The organism is Actinoallomurus iriomotensis, assembly GCF_030269445.1.
Taxonomy (GTDB): Bacteria; Actinomycetota; Actinomycetes; order Streptosporangiales; family Streptosporangiaceae; genus Actinoallomurus; species Actinoallomurus iriomotensis.
Genome location: NZ_BSTJ01000006.1, coordinates 449,334 through 467,073, shown reverse-complemented (window position 1 = coordinate 467,073; position 17,740 = coordinate 449,334). Strand labels below are relative to the sequence as shown.

The 17,740-nt window shown below is 72.6% G+C and carries 18 protein-coding genes; 10 read left to right on the top strand and 8 right to left on the bottom strand.

Annotated features, from left to right (window positions below; all coding sequences use genetic code 11):
- Positions 1-4 precede the first annotated feature (4 nt).
- A complete protein-coding gene (mtrA, locus tag QSK37_RS26015) occupies positions 5-682 on the bottom strand; it encodes an MtrAB system response regulator MtrA (protein ID WP_285579099.1) in 678 nt (225 codons plus the stop codon).
- A gap of 293 nt (positions 683-975) precedes the next feature.
- Between mtrA and QSK37_RS26010 the strand changes: the two genes are divergently transcribed.
- The 5 genes from QSK37_RS26010 (at position 976) to QSK37_RS25990 (ending at position 6,262) form a co-directional block, all read left to right on the top strand.
- The gene (locus QSK37_RS26010; RefSeq protein WP_285625850.1) at positions 976-2,124 is read left to right on the top strand and encodes a DUF7847 domain-containing protein; all 1,149 of its coding nucleotides are present in this window, start codon (positions 976-978) and stop codon (positions 2,122-2,124) included.
- Positions 2,112-2,771, top strand: coding sequence for a DUF4129 domain-containing protein (locus QSK37_RS26005; RefSeq protein WP_285625847.1), 660 nt, complete (start codon positions 2,112-2,114; stop codon positions 2,769-2,771). Before QSK37_RS26010 ends, QSK37_RS26005 begins: the two co-directional genes overlap by 13 nt.
- The gene (locus QSK37_RS26000; protein ID WP_285625845.1) at positions 2,768-3,955 is read left to right on the top strand and encodes a DUF4350 domain-containing protein; all 1,188 of its coding nucleotides are present in this window, start codon (positions 2,768-2,770) and stop codon (positions 3,953-3,955) included. Before QSK37_RS26005 ends, QSK37_RS26000 begins: the two co-directional genes overlap by 4 nt.
- Positions 3,956-4,032: 77 nt before the next feature.
- A complete protein-coding gene (locus tag QSK37_RS25995; protein WP_285626182.1) occupies positions 4,033-4,959 on the top strand; it encodes an AAA family ATPase in 927 nt (308 codons plus the stop codon).
- Positions 4,960-4,969: 10 nt separating this feature from the next.
- A complete protein-coding gene (locus QSK37_RS25990) occupies positions 4,970-6,262 on the top strand; it encodes a DUF58 domain-containing protein (protein WP_285625842.1) in 1,293 nt (430 codons plus the stop codon).
- Between the two features lie 8 nt (positions 6,263-6,270).
- Here the strand turns inward: QSK37_RS25990 and QSK37_RS25985 are convergent, their stop codons facing one another.
- Positions 6,271-7,269 carry a stage II sporulation protein M gene (locus tag QSK37_RS25985; protein WP_285579109.1) on the bottom strand — a complete coding sequence of 333 codons (999 nt, stop codon included), beginning with the start codon at positions 7,267-7,269 and terminating at the stop codon, positions 6,271-6,273.
- Positions 7,270-7,341: 72 nt separating this feature from the next.
- Between QSK37_RS25985 and QSK37_RS25980 the strand changes: the two genes are divergently transcribed.
- Complete coding sequence (locus QSK37_RS25980) at positions 7,342-8,286, top strand: RDD family protein (RefSeq protein ID WP_285625839.1); 945 nt, start codon at positions 7,342-7,344, stop codon at positions 8,284-8,286.
- Positions 8,287-8,290: 4 nt separating this feature from the next.
- Here the strand turns inward: QSK37_RS25980 and QSK37_RS25975 are convergent, their stop codons facing one another.
- Both QSK37_RS25975 and QSK37_RS25970 read right to left on the bottom strand, forming a co-directional pair.
- The gene (locus tag QSK37_RS25975; RefSeq protein WP_285625837.1) at positions 8,291-8,851 is read right to left on the bottom strand and encodes a hypothetical protein; all 561 of its coding nucleotides are present in this window, start codon (positions 8,849-8,851) and stop codon (positions 8,291-8,293) included.
- Positions 8,852-8,905: 54 nt separating this feature from the next.
- A complete protein-coding gene (locus tag QSK37_RS25970; RefSeq protein WP_285625834.1) occupies positions 8,906-9,295 on the bottom strand; it encodes a winged helix-turn-helix transcriptional regulator in 390 nt (129 codons plus the stop codon).
- Between QSK37_RS25970 and QSK37_RS25965 the strand changes: the two genes are divergently transcribed.
- Positions 9,294-10,058: an NADPH-dependent F420 reductase gene (locus QSK37_RS25965; protein ID WP_432705604.1), complete on the top strand. Its 765-nt coding sequence runs from the start codon at positions 9,294-9,296 to the stop codon at positions 10,056-10,058. The two genes, QSK37_RS25970 and QSK37_RS25965, sit on opposite strands and share 2 nt — an antisense overlap.
- Here QSK37_RS25965 and ahcY (QSK37_RS25960) read toward each other — a convergent pair.
- Positions 10,028-11,281 (bottom strand): adenosylhomocysteinase, encoded by a 1,254-nt coding sequence (gene ahcY / locus QSK37_RS25960; RefSeq protein WP_285625831.1) that lies wholly within the window; start codon positions 11,279-11,281, stop codon positions 10,028-10,030. The two genes, QSK37_RS25965 and ahcY (QSK37_RS25960), sit on opposite strands and share 31 nt — an antisense overlap.
- 13 nt (positions 11,282-11,294) lie before the next feature.
- Complete coding sequence (gene ahcY, locus QSK37_RS25955; RefSeq protein WP_285625828.1) at positions 11,295-12,722, bottom strand: adenosylhomocysteinase; 1,428 nt, start codon at positions 12,720-12,722, stop codon at positions 11,295-11,297.
- A gap of 110 nt (positions 12,723-12,832) precedes the next feature.
- Between ahcY (QSK37_RS25955) and QSK37_RS25950 the strand changes: the two genes are divergently transcribed.
- The 3 genes from QSK37_RS25950 (at position 12,833) to QSK37_RS25940 (ending at position 15,662) form a co-directional block, all read left to right on the top strand.
- The gene (locus QSK37_RS25950) at positions 12,833-13,171 is read left to right on the top strand and encodes a MerR family DNA-binding transcriptional regulator (protein ID WP_285579119.1); all 339 of its coding nucleotides are present in this window, start codon (positions 12,833-12,835) and stop codon (positions 13,169-13,171) included.
- A gap of 452 nt (positions 13,172-13,623) precedes the next feature.
- Positions 13,624-14,997 carry a sensor histidine kinase gene (locus tag QSK37_RS25945; protein ID WP_285625825.1) on the top strand — a complete coding sequence of 458 codons (1,374 nt, stop codon included), beginning with the start codon at positions 13,624-13,626 and terminating at the stop codon, positions 14,995-14,997.
- Positions 14,994-15,662, top strand: coding sequence for a response regulator transcription factor (locus QSK37_RS25940; RefSeq protein ID WP_285625821.1), 669 nt, complete (start codon positions 14,994-14,996; stop codon positions 15,660-15,662). Before QSK37_RS25945 ends, QSK37_RS25940 begins: the two co-directional genes overlap by 4 nt.
- On the opposite strand, the gene QSK37_RS25935 is transcribed toward QSK37_RS25940, so the two are convergent.
- Together QSK37_RS25935 and QSK37_RS25930 are read right to left on the bottom strand one after the other, a co-directional pair.
- Complete coding sequence (locus QSK37_RS25935) at positions 15,659-17,059, bottom strand: DHA2 family efflux MFS transporter permease subunit (protein ID WP_285625818.1); 1,401 nt, start codon at positions 17,057-17,059, stop codon at positions 15,659-15,661. The genes QSK37_RS25940 and QSK37_RS25935 overlap by 4 nt on opposite strands.
- Positions 17,056-17,646 (bottom strand): NADPH-dependent FMN reductase, encoded by a 591-nt coding sequence (locus QSK37_RS25930; RefSeq protein ID WP_285625815.1) that lies wholly within the window; start codon positions 17,644-17,646, stop codon positions 17,056-17,058. The genes QSK37_RS25935 and QSK37_RS25930 overlap by 4 nt, the downstream gene beginning before the upstream one ends.
- Positions 17,647-17,740 lie beyond the last annotated feature (94 nt).

Below are 17,740 nucleotides of genomic sequence, written 5' to 3'. Positions count from 1 at the left end.
CGGACTAGGCCGGGCCGGCCTTGTAGCCGACCCCGCGTACGGTGACGACGATCTCCGGATGCTCGGGGTCTTTTTCGATCTTGGCCCGGAGCCGCTGGACGTGCACGTTGACAAGCCGGGTGTCGGCCGCGTGGCGGTAGCCCCAGACCTGCTCGAGCAGGACCTCGCGGGTGAAGACCTGGCGCGGCTTGCGGGCCAGCGCCACCAGCAGGTCGAACTCCAGCGGAGTGAGCGGGATGTGTCGATCGCCCCGCTTGACCGAATGACCGGCGACATCGATCGCGATGTCGCCGATCTGCAGCAGCTCGGGCGTCGGGTCGTCGGTGCGGCGGAGCCGGGCGCGGACGCGCGCCACCAGCTCCTTGGGCTTGAACGGCTTGACGATGTAGTCGTCGGCACCCGATTCGAGGCCGAGAACGACGTCGACCGTGTCGCTCTTGGCGGTCAGCATCACGATCGGCACCCCGGCCTCGGCCCGGATCTGGCGGCACACGTCGATGCCGTCGATGCCGGGAAGCATGAGATCGAGCAGCACGAGATCGGGACGGGTCTCCCGGAACGCCTCGAGCGCCTTGTCGCCGTCGTGCACGAACGAGGGCTCGAAGCCCTCTCCCCGCAGCACGATGCCGAGCATCTCGGCCAGAGCAAGGTCGTCGTCGACGACCAGCACGCGTCCTTTCATGTACCCTCATCGCCGGAGTTGTAAGAGGTGGTCCCCCCAAGCAGGCCAAGGTTACCTCTGATCCCTCGTGTGGCGACCCCTCGCGCGGTGACGATCGCCGTTACCGACGCGACCGGCGAGCGCGGCGCCACTGCCGGTCCGTCGGGGGGATCGATCCGGTGCAGTGATTCCGCGTCCCCATTTTGCCCCATTGACGCCCGATTCCAGGGAGTCCTCCCGCGCGATCACGCGGAACTGTTCAGCGTGGCAGGATGGCCCGTATCGACAGGGGGACACAGCGTGGAGGGGGCAGGGTGACCGACCCGGGGGCCTGGGCGACGCCGGGCTCCGGCGCGCCCCCGGCCGACCACCCCGCGCCCCCGGCGCCCGAGCCGGCCGCCGACGAGCCCGAGCTGGAGACCGAGATCCCGCTGCGCCCGCTCGGCGTCTCGGAGATCCTCGACGGAGCGGTCACCTACATCCGCCGCAACCCTCGCGCCACGCTCGGCATGTCGGCGGTGATGACGACCGCCGTCGAGGTCGTCGTCACGCTGGCCCAGTACTTCCTCATCGGCGCCCAGGCCCGTACCGAGATCACGCCGGGCTCGGTCGAGAAGTCGGTGGGCTGGGCGTTCGTCATCGCGGCCGGCAGCCTGCTCCTCACCGCGTACGTCGTGCTGCTGCTGTCCGGGCTGCTCGCGCCGGTCATGGCACGGACGCTGCTGGGCCGCCCCACCTCCCTCGGCCAGGCCTGGCGCGCCGTACGGCCCTGCCTGGGACGCCTGTTCGGCGCGGCCACCGCGGTCATCGTGGCGGTGTTCCTGGCGCTGGCGATCCCGCTCACCCCGATGGTGGCCTCGGTCGCGGCCGACGCTCCCGTCGGCGTGCAGGCCCTCGCCTGGATCCTCGGTACGCCGGTCGCCTTCGTGGCGATGGTGGCGGCGTACGTCTGGTTCGCCCTCAGCACGCCCATCCTCGTGATGGAGCGCCGCGGGGTGATCGCCTCGCTGCGCCGGTCCGCGGAGATGGTGCGCGGGCGCTGGTGGCGCACGTTCGGCATCCTGTTCCTCGCCCTGCTGATCACGGTGCTGGCCGAGTTCGTCGTCATCCCGGCGCCGTTCACCGTCGTGGTGGAGATCGTGGCGGGCGTCCATCCCTCACCGGGCGGCGGGCTCCTCGTCGCCCTGCTGGCCGTGAGCGCGGTCGGCCGGATCGTCGCCGGCACCCTGGTCAACCCGTTCAACGCCGGGGTGATCGCTTTCGTGTACGCCGACCGGCGCATGCGGCGGGAGGCGTTCGACCTGGAGTTGCAGATGCGATCGCCGGAGGACCCGCTCGCCGCGTGGCTGCCCGGCCCGCTCACCGCCGCGGGCTCCGGCCCGCAGCCGAAGGTGCGGCGTGGCGCCGTTCCGTGGACGGCGCCCGTGCCGCCTCCGCCTCCCCCGCCGGGATGGCCACGGTGATCCTCAACGCCCCCGCACCGCCCGTCGGCCGCGACGCGGCGCGCGAGCTCGCCCGCCGCGAGCTGAACAAGCCGATCTACCACCGCGACGAGCCGTCGTTCCTCGACCGGATCATCAACAAGATCAACGACTGGCTGAGCCGCCTGTTCGACCACACGCCGGGCGAGCACGCCGGCAGCGGCTGGGGCTGGACGGCGCTGGTCGTGCTCGTGGTCGTGCTGATCCTGGTGGCCGCCGCGATCTGGTGGCGCGTCGGCAACCTGCGCCGCAGCGCGGCCGAACGCACGGGCCTGCTCGACGACACCCACACCACCGCCGAGGACCACCGCACCGCCGCCGAACGCCACGCGGCCGCCGGCGAGTGGCCCGAGGCCATCCGCGAACGCCTGCGCGCCATCGCCCGCGACCTCGAAGAACGCGTCATCGTCGAGCCTCGCCCCGGCCGTACCGCCGACGAGCTGGCGGCCGAGGCGGGCGCCGCGCTGCCCGACCACGCCGAAGAACTCGCCGCGGGCGTACGGACCTTCGACGACGTCTGGTACGGCGGACGCCAGGGTGACGCCGAGGGTTACCAGCGGCTCGTCGACCTCGACCGGCGGGTACGGGCGGCGCGCCCGGCGCCGCTCGTCTCCGGGAGCACCACGTGACCGCGGTCCAGACGGCGCCCCCGGCCGCGCCCGAGACCGCGCGGCAGGTCGCGCACCGGCGCTGGCGGCGCTCGCGCGGCATCCTGATCGTCCTGCTGGCGCTGGTCATCATCGGCGTGGTGCTCGCCGCGCTGCGGCCCAAGGTCCGCGCGGAGTACCTCGACCCCGACTCGCCGGGACAGCAGGGCGCCCGCGCGCTCGTCGAGATCACCCGGCAGCACGGCACCCCGGTGACCGTGGCGCGCAGCGTGTCCGCGGCGGCCGGCGCGGTGAACTCCAACCCCGACACCCTCCTGGTGATCGCGCGGTCGGAGCGGCTGACCTCCACCGACCTGGCCACCCTGCGCGCCCTGCCCGGCGACCGGCTGCTGCTGGAGCCGTCCGGCGACGCGCTCGAGGCGCTCGCGCCCGGCGTCGAGACCGACGGCGTCACCTCGGGCACGATCTCCCCCGCCTGCCCGCTGCCCGCCGCGGCCGACGCCGGCTCGATCGACCTCATCGGCGGTCAGGTCTACCGGGCCCCCGCCGGCGCGACGCAGTGCTACCTCGGGGACGGGCGGCCGAGTCTGGTCCAGCTGCCGGTGGGCGGCGCGAACGTCACGGTGATCGGATCCGGCGGCCCGTTCACCAACGAACGCCTCACCGACGCGGGCGACGCCGCGCTCGGCATGAACCTCCTCGGCTCCCGCTCGAACGTGGTCTGGCTGCTGCCGGCCCCGCCGCCGCCCGGCGCCGGCGGGCAGAAGTCGTTCACCGAGCTGGTCCCGTTCGGCGTGAAGCTCGCCGTGCTGCAGGCGGTGATCGCGGTGGTGCTGGTCGCGCTGTGGCGGGCACGCCGGCTGGGTCCGGTCGTGGTCGAGCCGCTGCCCGTGGTGGTCCGCTCCGCGGAGGCGGTCGAGGGACGGGCCCGGCTGTACCGCTCGCGCGGGGCCGGTGACCGCGCGGCCATGGCGCTGCGCGCCGGGGCGCTCGAACGCCTCACCGCCCTGCTCGGCATGCCGAAGAGCGCCGCCTCCGACCCGGCGATGGCGAACGAGATCGTCGCCGGCATCGCGGCGCACACGGGAGAGCCGCAAGCCGCCATCGGCGCGGCGCTGTACGGTCCTCCACCAATGGACGACGCCGAGCTGGTCCGGCTCTCCGGCTACCTCGACGAACTCGAAAGGCAGGTTCGTAGCTCGTGACGGAGCGACAGGGATCTGACATCTACGGCATCGAGCCGTCGGACGACGTGCCGGCGCAGGACACCCGTGCCGCGCTGATGGCGCTGCGGACCGAGGTCGCCAAGGCGGTCGTCGGGCAGGACGCCGTGGTGACCGGCCTGGTCATCGCCCTGCTGTGCCGCGGGCATGTCCTGCTCGAAGGGGTGCCGGGCGTCGCCAAGACGCTGCTCATCCGCACTCTGGCGCAGGCGCTGGAGCTCGACTTCAAACGCGTGCAGTTCACTCCCGACCTGATGCCGGGTGACGTCACGGGCTCGCTCGTGTACGACAACCGGACGTCGGAGTTCGAGTTCCGCGAGGGGCCGGTCTTCACCAACCTCCTGCTCGCCGACGAGATCAACCGCACGCCGCCCAAGACCCAGGCGTCGCTGCTGGAGTCGATGGAGGAACGGCAGGTGTCGGTGGAGGGCGTACCGCGCCCGCTGCCCGACCCGTTCGTGGTGTGCGCCACGCAGAACCCGATCGAGTACGAGGGCACCTACCCGCTGCCCGAGGCACAGCTCGACCGGTTCCTGCTGAAGCTGACCGTGCCGGTGCCCTCGCGGGAGGACGAGATCGCCGTACTCCAGCGGCACGCCTCCGGCTTCGACCCGCGCGACCTGGACGCCGCCGGGGTCAAGCCCGTCGCCGGCCCGGCCGACCTGGCGGCCGGGCGCGACGCCGTACGCCGCATCCGGGTCGACCCGAAGGTCAGCGGTTACGTCGTCGACCTGTGCCGGGCCACGCGGCAGTCGCCCTCTCTCCAGCTCGGCGTCTCCCCCCGCGGCGCGACCGCGCTGCTCGCGACGGCACGGGCGTGGGCGTGGCTGTCGGGCCGCGACTACGTGCGCCCGGACGACGTGAAGGCCCTCGCCCGCCCGACGCTCCGGCACCGCGTGCAGCTGCGGCCCGAGGCCGAGCTGGAGGGCGCGACGACCGACGGCGTGCTCGACGGCGTGCTCACCACCGTCCCCGCGCCCCGTTGAGGAGCGCGGCATGGCGCTGACCGGCCGTACCGGGCTCCTGGCGCTGCTCGGCGCGGCCGTGATGGTCATCGTGCCGAGCTGGTGGACGCTGCTCGCGGTGAACGCCCTGGTCGTGGCCCTGGTCGCGGCCGACCTGGCGCTGGCGGGCAACGTCCGCGCGCTCGGCCTGCACCGCTCCGGCGACACGAACGTCCGCCTCGGCGAGGAGGCCTCGGTCTCCCTCATCGTGGAGAACCCCGGTACGCGGCGGCTGCGCGCGGAGGTGCGCGACGCCTGGCCGCCCAGCGCCGGCGCGACGCCGCGCTCGGCCACCCTGTCGGTGCCGCCGGGCGAACGCCGCCGCGTCGACATGCGTCTCGTCCCCACGCGCCGGGGCGACCGCCGGGCCGTCTCGGTGACGATCCGCTCGTACGGGCCGCTGCGGCTGGCCGCCCGCCAGCTCTCCCGCCGGGCGCCCTGGACCGTACGCGTCCTGCCGGCCTTCCCCTCGCGACGGCACCTGCCGGCCAAGCTGTCCCGCCTGCGGGAGCTGACCGGCCAGCATGTCGCGCTCATTCGCGGGCAGGGCACGGAGTTCGACTCGCTGCGGGAGTACGTGGACGGCGACGACGTACGCTCCATCGACTGGCGGGCGACGGCGCGCCGGAGCGACGTGGTCGTCCGCACGTGGCGGCCCGAACGCGACCGGCGCATCTACCTGGTCCTGGACACCGGCCGTACGGCCGCGGGCCGGGTCGGCGACATCCCCCGGCTCGACTGCTCGATGGACGCCGCCCTGCTGCTCGGCGCGCTGGCCTCGCGTGCGGGCGACCGGGTGGACCTGCTGGCCTACGACCGGCAGGTACGCGCCCGGGTGGAGGGCAGCACGCGCACCAACCTGCTGCCCGCGATGGTCCGCGCCATGGCCCCCCTGGAGCCCGAACTCATCGAGGCGGACGCGGCGGGCATGGTCTCGACCCTGCTGGCCCGCGTACGGCAACGCTGCCTCGTGGTGCTGCTGACCGACCTCAACGCCGCGGCGATGGAGGAGGGCCTGCTGCCGCTGCTGCCCCAGCTCACCGCCAAGCACCTGGTGATGGTCGCCGCGGTGAGCGACCCGCGGGTGACCGAGATGGCCACGGCCCGCGGCGACGCGAGCGCCGTCTACGACGCGGCCGCCGCCGAACGCGCCCGCGCCGACCGCAGCCGCGTGACGGCGGAACTCCGCAAGTACGGCGTGGAGGTCGTCGACGCCCCACCGGAGGACATCGCCCCGGCCCTGGCCGACGCGTACCTGTCCCTGAAGGCCGCCGGCCGCCTCTGAAGGCGTGGTCAGGCGGCGACCGGGGCGGTGTCGGGGACGGCTTCCATGTCGCCGGTGTCGCCCTCGCGGACCGCGCGGCGGCCGAACACGATGACGTACGTCAGGAAGGCGGACTCCGCGATCACGCCGATGCCGATGCGGATCCACGTCACGCTCACGTGTCCCGTCACGAAGCCCTCGATCGCGCCCGACACCGCCAGCACGATGATGAGTCCCAGGGCGATGCTCATCGCCGCGCGGCCCTCCTCGGCCAGGGCATGGCTGCGGCGGCGGTGGCCCGGGTCGATGATCGTCCAGCCGAGGCGCAGGCCGGCCGCGGCGGCGAGGTACACGGCCGTGAGTTCCAGCATGCCGTGCGGCAGGATCAGGCCGAAGAAGATCGCGCCCTTGCCGTGGGCGAACATCAGGCCGGCGGAGACGCCGAGGTTCAGCTGGTTGCCCCACAGGGCGAAGATCGTCGGGATGCCGAGCAGGATGCCGAAGATCAGCGCCTCGGCCGAGACCCAGACGTTGTTCACCCACACCTGGAAGGCGAACGCACCCGCCGCGTGGTCGGTGTAGTAGTTCGCGAAGTCGTGTTCGACGAGCTGGCGGATCTGCATCGGGGACAGCAGTGACGTCTGCACGTCCGGGTTGCGGGCCACCCAGACGGCGATGACCAGCGACACCAGGTTGGAGATGACCGCCGCGCCGAGCCACCACCTCCGCATCCGGTACGCGGTGGCCGGGAAGGAGACGGTGAGGAAGCGGGCGACGTCGCGCCACATCGGCGCGTGCGCGCCGGTCACCGCCGCGCGCCCCCGGGCCACCAGCGACGACAGGCGGCCGACCAGCGCGGGCTCCGGCGAGCTGGAGCGGACGACGGACAGGTGGGTCGCGGCCCGCTGGTACAGCTCGACCAGCTCGTCGATCTCCGCACCGCTCAGCTTCCTGGCACCCCGGTTGATCAGTTGCTCCAGGCGCCGCCACTCGGCGTTGTGCGCGGCCACGAAGGCATCGACGTCCACAAACGGGCAGACTACTCTCAAAGACTCCTGGGGGATCCTCGCCAGTCTCTCAGTGATCCGACGGGAGGGCGCGTGCCGATCGAACTGGTGACCGGCGAGGCCGTGGCACTCGACATCCGGGTGGCGCGGCTGGCCAGCCGCGCCCTGGCGCTGTTCGTCGACATGCTGTTGCAGATCTTCGTGCTCTACATCTGCTTCATCTTCGTCGGCCTGTCGGCGACGGTGCTCGACTCGGCCGTGGCGGTGGGTCTGTCGATCGTGTGCATGGTGGCCGTGTTCGTGGGCTACCCGACGATCACGGAGACGCTGACGCGCGGCCGCACTCTGGGCAAGCTCGCGGTCGGGCTGCGCGTCGTCGGCGACGACGGTGGCCCTGAGCGCTTCCGGCAGGCCCTCGTACGCGCGCTGGCCGGGTTCCTGGAGATCTGGGCGCTGCTCGGTTCGCCCGCGCTCATCTCGTCGCTGCTCAACCAGCGCGGCAAGCGGCTCGGCGACCTGTTCGCGGGCACGATCGTCATCCAGGACCGGGTGCCGGTCAACGTCTTCCTCGGGCCGGTCGCGATCATGCCGCCGCCGCTGGCGCCGTGGGCGCGGTCGCTGGAGCTCGCCATGCTGCCGGACAACGTGGCGATGGCCGCGCGGCAGTACCTCACGCGCTTCTGGGAGCTGGCGCCCCGCGTACGCGACGCGATGGGCGACCGGCTCATGGCGGAGATCCTGCGCTACGTCAGCCCGCCGCCGCCTCCGGGGTTCCGGCCGGAGATCTACCTGTCGGCCGTCCTGGCCGAACGCCGGCACCGCGAGGAGGTCCGGCTGGCCGAACGCGCCGCCCGGCGCGAGGCGATCAACCGCCGCGGCGCGCCGGTCATGCCCATGCCGGCACCCGTGCCCCAGGCGATCCCGGTGGGCGGACCCCCGCCACCGCCGCCCTCGTACGGCCCGGGCCCGGTGCCGGGTCCCGAGTGGCTCGGCGCGGCCCCAGGTTCGGCGCCCCGGTTCCTGCCGCCCCGGCAGTGACCGGTCAGGCGAAGTTCGGCGGGTCGTCCAGCCCGGCCAGCTCGATCCCGGAGGCGGCCACGACGACGTCGCCGGCGAGGTAGCACTCCGAGATCTCCCCGGTCTCCAGATCGGTGATCTCGTAGCGTTCGACCGGTAGCCGGCCCTCGTCGGCCTCGTGCCAGGTGATCTCGGTGAGCGCCCAGCGCTGCGGCACCGTACGGACGGCGAGCGCTGGCTCGGTGAGCATCAGGAGGCGCACGTCGGCCCGCTCCCCCTCGGTCAGGCCAAGCGAGCGCGCGACGGCGACGAGCAGCCCCGGCGAGTCACCGACGAACCCGGTGGCGCGCGCGGAGCCCTCCCGGCCCCCGGTGACCCACAGCAGCTCGGCGCCTGCCGCGCCGCCGCGCAGCACGTGCTCGCCGGAGGTCACCTGGAGCCGGGCCGGCCGCCAGCGTCCGTCGGCGATCAGCTCGATGGTGCCGCCGTCGGAGCGTTCGGCGGTGTAGCGCCAGCCTCCTCCGTCCGGAGCGCAGGAGAACCTCTCCTCGACCTGCGACTCATGAACGTACGTTCCGTGCGGCATGGCCCCAATCTAGGGCCTGTCTCGAAGCCCCGCTGTCCTACTGCGCGGCGCTCGCTACGGACGGGGACTTCGAGACAGGCCCTCGAGCGCGGAGCGTTCTTGGGCGTCGAGGAGCTCGTCGCCGTGCTCGGTCAGCCAGTCCCCGAGCGCTCTCATCGGGCCGTCGACCAGGCTGCGCCCGAGGGCCGTCAGGCCGTACTCGACGCGCGGCGGGGCCTCGGCGTAGGTCCGACGGTCGATCAGGCCGTTGCCGGACAGGCGGTGCAACGTCTCGGTCATGACCTTGTCGCTGATGCCTCCGATCGCGGCCCTCAGCTCGCGGCGCCGGCGCGGCCCGGACTGAAGGGCCGCCAGGACGACGGGATCCCAGGTGTGGGCGAACAGGTCGGTGGCCGCCCGCAGGCGGCAGTCGGCGACCATCTGGTAGCAGTGGGCTTCGCTCATCTCGCCCACCATCATCGCGCACGCGATACGCACCGATCGGTGCGCGTCGCCTTCCTTACCGTGGCCGCCGGACGATCAACGAGGAAGGGAAACGACGATGCGGATCGGAATCCTGGGAACGGGAACGCTGGCGGCGGCACTCGCCGAGGGCTGGGCGCGGGCGGGACACGAGATCGTGGTCGGCGGCCGGTCACCCGCCAAGGCGCGGGACCTCGCGGACCGGCTCGGCCCGGACGTACGCGCGGCCGAGCCGCGGGAGGTGGTCACCGGGCGCGACGCGGTGCTGCTCGCCGTCGCCTGGGACGGCGTCGAGGACATGCTGCGGGCCGTGGGCGCCGCCGACGGCTCGCTGGCGGGCACGCCGCTGATCGATCCCACGAACCCCGTCGACCACGGAGTCGGCGCACTGCTCACCGGGCCCGGGGAGTCGATGGCGGAGCGGATCGCGGGCCTGGCTCCGGGGGCACACGTCGTCAAGGCCTTCCATCTCTTCCCCTCCGACCAGTGGACGGGACCGGGCGAAACGGCCGTCACCGTGGCGATGTGCGGCGACGACCCGGCGGCGCTGGAGGTCGTCGGCGAGCTCGCACGCGCGGTCGGCGGCGCACCGGCCGTGCTGGGAGGGCTCGACCGAGCCCGCCAGCTGGAGGAGGTCGCGGGGTTCGTCATCGGGCTGGTCTTCGCCGGTCACGACCCGGGAGCCGCCGTACCACACATGCCGTCGGCGGCCGCTCAGGAGCCGCGGCGCCAGGACGACAGGTAGACCTCCTGGTCCGGGGTCAGGGCGTCGATCTCGATGTCCATCGAGATCAGCTTGAGCCGGGCGACCTCCGTGTCGATCGCCTCCGGCACCTCGTACACGCCCGGGGCCAGATCCTGGGTGACCAGCCACTCGCACGTGAGCGCCTGGTCGGCGAACGACATGTCCATCACGGCGGCCGGGTGGCCCTCGGCCGCCGCCAGGTTCACCAGCCGGCCCTCGGCGAGCAGCACCAGGCGCCGCCCGTCGGCCAGGACGTACTCGTCCGCCTGCGGGCGTACCTCGTGGCGGACCTCCACCGCCAGGTCGGCGAGGGCCCGTACGTCGACCTCCACGTCGAAGTGGCCGGAGTTGGCGAGGATCGCGCCGTCCTTCATACGGGCGAAGTGCTCGGCGCGGATCACGTCGGTGTTCCCGGTGACGGTGATGAACACGTCGCCGTCCTCGGCGGCCTGGGACATCGGCTGCACCCGGAAGCCCTGCAGGGCCGCGTCCAGCGCCTTGACCGGGTCGATCTCGGTGACGACGACGCGGCCGCCCATGCCGCGGGCGCGTTCGGCCAGGCCGCGGCCGCAGTAGCCGAAGCCCGCGATGACGATCGTCTTGCCGGCGAGCAGGGTGTTCGTCGCGCGGATGATGCCGTCCAGGGTGGACTGGCCCGTGCCGTACCGGTTGTCGAACATGTGCTTCGTGTCGGTGTCGTTGACCGCCACCATCGGGAAGCGCAGGGCGTCCTCGCGGGCCATCTGGTGCAGCCGGATGACGCCGGTCGTGGTCTCCTCGCACCCCCCGCGTACGCCGGCGGCCAGGTCGAGGCGCTCGGTGTGCAGCGTGTTGACCAGGTCGCAGCCGTCGTCCAGCACCAGGTCCGGCCCGATCGACAGCGCCTGGTGGATGTGCCGGTAGTAGCCGTCGCGGTCGACGCCCTGCCGGGCGAAGACGGCCGCGCCGTACTCCTCCACGAGCGCGGCCGCCGTGTCGTCCTGCGTCGACAGCGGGTTGGACGCCGCGAGCGCGACCTCGGCCCCGCCGGCCTGGAGCGTGCGGATGAGGTTCGCGGTCTCGGTGGTGACGTGCATGCACGCCGCGACCTTCATGCCGTCCAGCGGGCGGTCGGCGGCGAACCGCTCGCGGATGCGCCGCAACACCGGCATCGAACGGTCGGCCCACTCGATACGCCGGACCCCGGACTCGGCGAGCCCGGGGTCCGTCACGTCTGACTTCATCGCTGAATCGAGGTCAGTACCGGTAGTGGTCCGACTTGTACGGGCCCTCGACGTCGACGCCGATGTAGGCGGCCTGCTCCTTGGTGAGCGTGGTCAGCTTGACGCCGAGCGCGTCCAGGTGCAGGCGGGCGACCTTCTCGTCCAGGTGCTTGGGCAGGGTGTAGACCCCGATCGGGTAGTCCTCCGTCTTGGTGAACAGCTCGATCTGGGCGATCACCTGGTTGGTGAAGGAGTTCGACATCACGAACGACGGGTGGCCGGTGGCGCAGCCGAGGTTCATCAGGCGGCCCTCGGCCAGCACGATGATGGAGTGGCCGTCCTCGAAGGTCCAGGTGTGGACCTGCGGCTTGACCTCTTCCTTCTTGATGCCGGGGATCTTCGCCAGGCCGGCCATGTCGATCTCGTTGTCGAAGTGGCCGATGTTGCTGACGATCGCCTGGTGCTTCATCCGCGCCATGTGGTCGGCGGTGATGATGTTGAAGTTGCCCGTCGTCGTCACGAAGATGTCCGCGATCGCCACCACGTCGTCGAGCGTGGTGACCTGGAAGCCGTCCATCGCCGCCTGGAGCGCGCAGATCGGGTCGATCTCGGTGACGATGACCCGGGCGCCCTGGCCGCGCAGCGCGTCCGCGCAGCCCTTGCCGACGTCGCCGTAGCCGCACACGACCGCGACCTTGCCGCCGATGAGCACGTCGGTGGCGCGGTTGAGACCGTCGATCACGCTGTGCCGGCAGCCGTACTTGTTGTCGAACTTGGACTTGGTCACCGAGTCGTTGACGTTGATCGCCGGGAACGCGAGCGTGCCCGCCTTGGCCATCTCGTACAGCCGGTGGACGCCGGTCGTGGTCTCCTCGGTCACGCCCTTGATCCGCTCGGCGGTCTTCGTCCAGCGCCCCGAGCCGTCGACCGTACGGCGGAGCAGGTCCAGGATGACCTTCCACTCCTCCGGGTCGTCCTCCGACGCCGAGGGCACGGCACCGGCCTTCTCGTACTCGGCGCCCTTGTGCACCAGCAGCGTCGCGTCACCGCCGTCGTCGAGGATCATGTTGGGGCCGGTGCCATCGGGCCAGGCGAGGGCCTGGTCGGTGCACCACCAGTACTCCTCCAGCGTCTCGCCCTTCCAGGCGAACACCGGGACGCCCTGCGGGTCGTCGGTGGTGCCGTCCGGGCCGACGACGACCGCGGCGGCGGCGTGGTCCTGGGTGGAGAAGATGTTGCAGCTCACCCAGCGGACGTCGGCGCCCAGCTCGACCAGGGTCTCGATCAGCACGGCGGTCTGGATCGTCATGTGCAACGAGCCCATGATCTTCGCCCCGCGCAGCGGCTTGGACTCGGCGTACTCCTCACGGACGGCCATCAGGCCCGGCATCTCGTGCTCGGCGAGCTTGATCTCCCTGCGGCCGAACGCCGCCAGCGACAGATCGGCGACCTTGTAGTCCATGCTTGGTTTACTCCCCTGGATTCGGTTTCACGACCGAGTCTAGGTGCGGTGCGTCGAGCGGTGCACGGCCCGGGCGCGGTATCTGACACTGATTTGTCAGAATAGGCCTCATGCGCATCACGGAGGCCGCCCAGCGGCTCGGTACCTCGCCCCGCATGCTCCGCTACCGCGAAGCCCTCGGCCTGCTGCCTCCGGTCCGTGAGCCCCGCGGGCACCGGCGTTTCGGCGACGACGAGCTGCGGGCGGTGGCCCTCGCGCTGACGCTGGAGAAGCGGTACGACATCAGCCCGGGAGAGCTCGCCTTCGGGCTGCGCGTGCTGGCCGAGCCGGACGTCCGGGCGGCGGTGCGAGAGCTGGGCGAGCGCATCGGGCGTCTGTCGCCCCCGCCGGCACGCGCGCTCGACTTCGAGAAGGAGAAGGCCCTGCGCCTGCTCCGCGGCCGGCGGTAGAACACAAAGGGCCCTCGCCTGGGTGGCCGGATCGGGGAGACCCCAGCCCATGGTGTGCCCGATCATGCCGTCCACGGGGAGTGCCCGCGGGAGACCTCGGACGGTCGACGGCCACCCGGCGAGGGAGACCGGCCGCCATCCGAACCCCCGAAGGTCGGATGGCGGACCAGGGGCCGACGTCTCCGGACCCCCTAGTACGGAGACGCGGCGCCCTTGTCACGCTCAAAAAGCTACGCCGCCCACCCCCGCCTACGCGTCCCCCTGTGGGAGGGACCTCGCATCGTCCTCCAGGTGGACACCGCCCCGGTCTCAGGGAGGGGTAAATCGCTCCGTACGGTGAGGCGAGCACCGGCCTCGGGAGGTGAAGATAAAGGGTGGCTAGCGACAAACCTGAGTTTCTCCAAGAAGCCGGCCCCGCAGCGTGGCGTCTGGCCGCCCAGGTGGTCACCGCCGTGGGTCAGGTGCTGTTGTGGATCCTGACCGGCATCGGCCGCCTGCTCAAGCCGCTCACGGGCCGCCTGGTCGCGTCCCTGTACGGCCGGAGCACGCCGCCCGATCCCTCCCACCGTGCGCCCGGCGGGACGATGTACGCCCGGCCCGGCGCGGCGGCGCCCACGCCGCACACGCCTCCACTACTGCGCTGGTTGCACGCCTGGCGGCGGTTCGGCAGGTCCTGGTGGTACGGGCCGGTCACCGGGGCCGTGCTCGCGCTGGCCGCGCTGTTCGAGATCCCGCTGCACCACCGGCAGGCGGTCAGCCTCCTCGGCGGGTTCGCGCTCGCCTCGACCGTGCCGCTGATGTTCCGCCGGGAGTCGCTGCGCCCGGCCGCGGCCATCACGCTCGGCGCCCTCGCCGCGAGCCTGCTGTCGGGACAGCCGCTGCTCGCGACGACGGCCTTCGCCGGGCTGTACACGCTGTTCCTGCTGGCCCAGCAGCTGCCGCGCCAGTCCACCGGCGTGCTCGGCGTGGGCAGCGTCGTCGCCGTCGGCGTCGTCTACGTCGCCTCCGGCAGCCTCGACGGCATCCCCTGGCCAGCCTCTCTCGTCGCCGTCGTCGCCGCCCTCGGGCTGGGCGACGCGCGCCGTACGGTGGAGACCGCCGAGGCCAGCATGGACGAGGAGCGCGAGCGCAACAGCGAGACCCTGACCCGGCTGAACGCCGTGCAGCGCGAGCAGGCGGTGCTGCGCGAACGCGCCCGGATCGCGCGGGAGCTGCACGACGTCGTCGCGCACTCGGTCTCGATGATCGCCGTGCAGGCGGAGACCGCGCCGTACACGATGCAGACGCTGTCGCCGGAGGCCAAGAACGGCTTCGCCGAGATCGCCGGCGCGGCCCGCGAGGCGCTGGAGGAGATGCGCCGGCTGCTCAGCGTGCTGCGCGCCGAGCCGAACGCCGAACCCGCCGAGGTGACGCCGCAGCCGCGCCTCGACCGGCTGAACGAGCTCATCGACAGTCACCGCGGCGCCGGCGGAGAGGCCCAGCTCAGGGTCAACGGCGCCGTACGGCCCCTGTCGACCACCATCGAGCTGTCGGCGTACCGCATCGTCCAGGAGGCGCTGACGAACGCCCGGCGGCACGCGCCCGGATCGCGGGTGCGGGTCGAGCTGGACTACCTCGGCGACCGGCTCGCCGTCCGCGTGACCGACGACGGGTCGCCCGTGCCCGTCACGAGGGTGGAGAACCGCACGAAGGCGATGGGACACGGGCTCGTCGGGATGCGCGAGCGTGCGACGCTGCTCGGTGGCCGCTTCGCCGCAGGTCCGCGCGCAGAGGGCGGATTCGCCGTGCAGGCCGAGCTTCCGGTAGGCCAGAATCGGCGTTCATGATCCGAGTGCTGATCGCCGACGACCAGACGATCGTGCGCGCCGGCTTCGCCGCACTCCTCGCCGCCCAGCCCGACATCGACGTCGTCGCGCAGGGCGGTGACGGCCGTGAGGCCGTACGCCTCACCGAAGCTCACCGCCCGGACGTCGTCCTGATGGACATCCGCATGCCCGGCATGGACGGGATCGACGCGACCCGGCGAATCCTCGCCGACCCGGCGAACGGCGGAACCCGGGTGCTCGTGCTGACGACGTTCGACGTCGACGAGTACGTCTACGACGCGCTGTCGGCCGGGGCGAGCGGATTCCTGCTCAAGGACTCCACCGCGGACGACCTCGTCTCGGCGGTACGCGTGGTGGCGCGCGGCGACGCCCTGCTGGCCCCGCAGGTGACGGGACGGCTGATCCGGGAGTTCGCCCGGCAGCGGCGCGCCCGGCCGCAGCGCGCCCCGGAACTGGAGAACCTCACCGCCCGCGAGACCGAGGTCCTCGGCCTGATCGCCGGCGGCCTGTCGAACGGCGAGATCGCCGAACGCCTGGTGGTCAGCGAGCACACGGTGAAGACCCACGTCGCCCGCGTGTTCACCAAGCTGGGCCTGCGCGACCGCGCCCAGGCCGTCGTCCTGGCGTACGAGTCCGGCCTGGTCACGCCGGGCGGCGACGGCTAGCCGGCGCGGCGCAGGGCGATGCGCAGCCACTGTGAGCAGAGCAGGGCGAGCACGGCCGAGCCGGTGAGCCATCCGAACACGACGCGGAAGGCGTGCTCGCCGCCGCCGGGCAGGGCGTTCGCCAGCGCCACCGCGTACAGGGAGCCGCCGAGCGCGCCGCCGATCCGCTGCACGATGTTGACCTGGGTGGTGGCGTCGGGAAGCCGGTCGGGCGGTACGGCCTGGTAGGCGGCGATGCCGGGGGGCACCGCGGTCGCCGCGACCGCCATGCCCAGCAGCACCAGCAGCGCCTCGACCAGCACCGGATCGGCGTCGGCGTCCGCGCCGAACAGCAGGAACACCACCATCACCGCCACCGCGGCCACGCCGCCCCAGGAGGCGACCAGGCCGCCGCCGTAACGGTCGGTGAGCCGCCCGGCGACCGGCAGGATCACCGCGGTGCCCAGACCGAGCGCCAGCATCCGCAGCCCCGTGTCGACCACCCGGTCGTGGTGCAGGATCTGGAAGTACAACGGGAAGACCAGCGCGGTGCCGAACATCAGCGCACCGCTGAGCGCCGAGGCGCCGCTGGCCGCGACGTACACCGGCCGGCGGTAGAGCCCGAGGTCCATCAGCGGGTGCTCCCGCCGGCGGGTCCGCAGCACGAACGCGGCCAGACCCGCGACGCCCAGCACGAGCGGGATCGCGACCGAGGGCGCGGCCGGAGTGCCGGCCGAACCCCACCTCGTCAGCGCGTACACCAGGAGCGGAAGCCCGCCGCCGATCAAGGCGAAGCCCCGCCGGTCGAGCGGGCCCGCGGCTCCGCGGTCTCCGCGCGGCACGTACCGCAGGCCGAGCGCCAGCCCGACCGCGCCGATCGGCAGGTTGATCAGGAAGAGCCACGGCCACGACAGCGCGTGCAGCACGAGCCCGCCGACGACGGGTCCGAGCGCGGGCGCCAGCGCGACCGCGATGCCCAGCGTGGACATCACCCGGCCGAGACGGTGGGCGCCGACCGCCTGGCCGATGACCGTCTGCCCGGCGGGCACCAGCAGTCCGGCGGCCAGGCCCTGCGCGACGCGCAGTGCGATCAGCCAGCCGATGCTCGGCGCGGCGGCGCACAGCCCGGAGGCCGCGGTGAACGCCACGAGCGCCATCAGCCACAGCCGTCCCGGCCCGAGCCGCCGCCCGAGCCAGCCGCACAGCGGCAGCGAGACGGCGAGGGCGACCAGGTAGCCGGTGGCCACCCACTGGGTCTCGTCCAGCCCGGCGTGCAGGTCGGCGCCGATGGTGTCCAGCCCGATGTTGGTCAGTGAGCCGTCGAGCCCGGACGCGAACGCGCCGAACACGATGACCAGCGCCAGCCGCCAGACCGGCCGGCCGATGCGCTCCTCCGCGGGCGCCGCCACGGTCGTCATGCCGCCACCCGCCCGGCCCGGAGCGGCGCCAGCGCGGCCGACCAGGCGACGACCTCGTCGAGCATCCGGGCGAGCGTCGGCTCCTGGTGGTCGCCGGGGGTGAACGCGCCGGGCTCGGCCATGTCGGTGATCGTGAAGTCCTGGAACAGCGACAGCGCCACCGTGGTCCGTACGCCGGCGACCTTGACCTCGGCGAGCGTGAGGCGCAGGTGCTCCACCGCACGGGTGCCGCCGTGCAGGCCGTAGCCGACGAACCCGGCGGCCTTGTCGCCCCACTCGGCGAACAGGTAGTCGATGGCGTTCTTCAGCGCCGCCGGGACGGAGTGGTTGTACTCCGGGGTGACGAAGACGAAGCCGTCGAAACCGGCGATGGCCTCGGCCCAGCGACGCGTGTGCTCGCCCGTGTACTCGCCGATCGCGGCGGGCACCTCCTCGTCGAGCAGCGGCAGGTCGAACGCGGCGAGGTCGACGACCTCGAAGTCGGCCGTGTCGATGTGGCGTTCGGCGACGTCGCGCACCCACGCGGCCACCATCGGGGCGCGTCGGCGCGGGCGGGTGCTGCCAGTGATGATCGCGATCCTGGTCATGGACGGTCCTCCGATGTCGCTTGCGGGATCGAAAGGTAAAGTACACGTTGTACTGTAATGTTACAACGGCCGTTGTACATCGGTTAGGATCAGC

Excerpts from the sequence above, each read along its gene's own strand:
- mtrA (WP_285579099.1), bottom strand. The coding sequence starts at position 682 with ATGAAAGGACGCGTGCTGGTCGTCGACGACGACCTTGCTCTGGCCGAG.
- QSK37_RS26005 (WP_285625847.1), top strand. The coding sequence starts at position 2,112 with ATGGCCACGGTGATCCTCAACGCCCCCGCACCGCCCGTCGGCCGCGAC.
- QSK37_RS25995 (WP_285626182.1), top strand. The coding sequence starts at position 4,033 with ATGGCGCTGCGGACCGAGGTCGCCAAGGCGGTCGTCGGGCAGGACGCC.
- QSK37_RS25990 (WP_285625842.1), top strand. The coding sequence starts at position 4,970 with ATGGCGCTGACCGGCCGTACCGGGCTCCTGGCGCTGCTCGGCGCGGCC.
- QSK37_RS25975 (WP_285625837.1), bottom strand. The coding sequence starts at position 8,851 with ATGCCGCACGGAACGTACGTTCATGAGTCGCAGGTCGAGGAGAGGTTC.
- QSK37_RS25970 (WP_285625834.1), bottom strand. The coding sequence starts at position 9,295 with ATGAGCGAAGCCCACTGCTACCAGATGGTCGCCGACTGCCGCCTGCGG.
- ahcY (WP_285625831.1), bottom strand. The coding sequence starts at position 11,281 with ATGAAGTCAGACGTGACGGACCCCGGGCTCGCCGAGTCCGGGGTCCGG.
- ahcY (WP_285625828.1), bottom strand. The coding sequence starts at position 12,722 with ATGGACTACAAGGTCGCCGATCTGTCGCTGGCGGCGTTCGGCCGCAGG.
- QSK37_RS25950 (WP_285579119.1), top strand. The coding sequence starts at position 12,833 with ATGCGCATCACGGAGGCCGCCCAGCGGCTCGGTACCTCGCCCCGCATG.
- QSK37_RS25940 (WP_285625821.1), top strand. The coding sequence starts at position 14,994 with ATGATCCGAGTGCTGATCGCCGACGACCAGACGATCGTGCGCGCCGGC.
- QSK37_RS25935 (WP_285625818.1), bottom strand. The coding sequence starts at position 17,059 with ATGACGACCGTGGCGGCGCCCGCGGAGGAGCGCATCGGCCGGCCGGTC.
- QSK37_RS25930 (WP_285625815.1), bottom strand. The coding sequence starts at position 17,646 with ATGACCAGGATCGCGATCATCACTGGCAGCACCCGCCCGCGCCGACGC.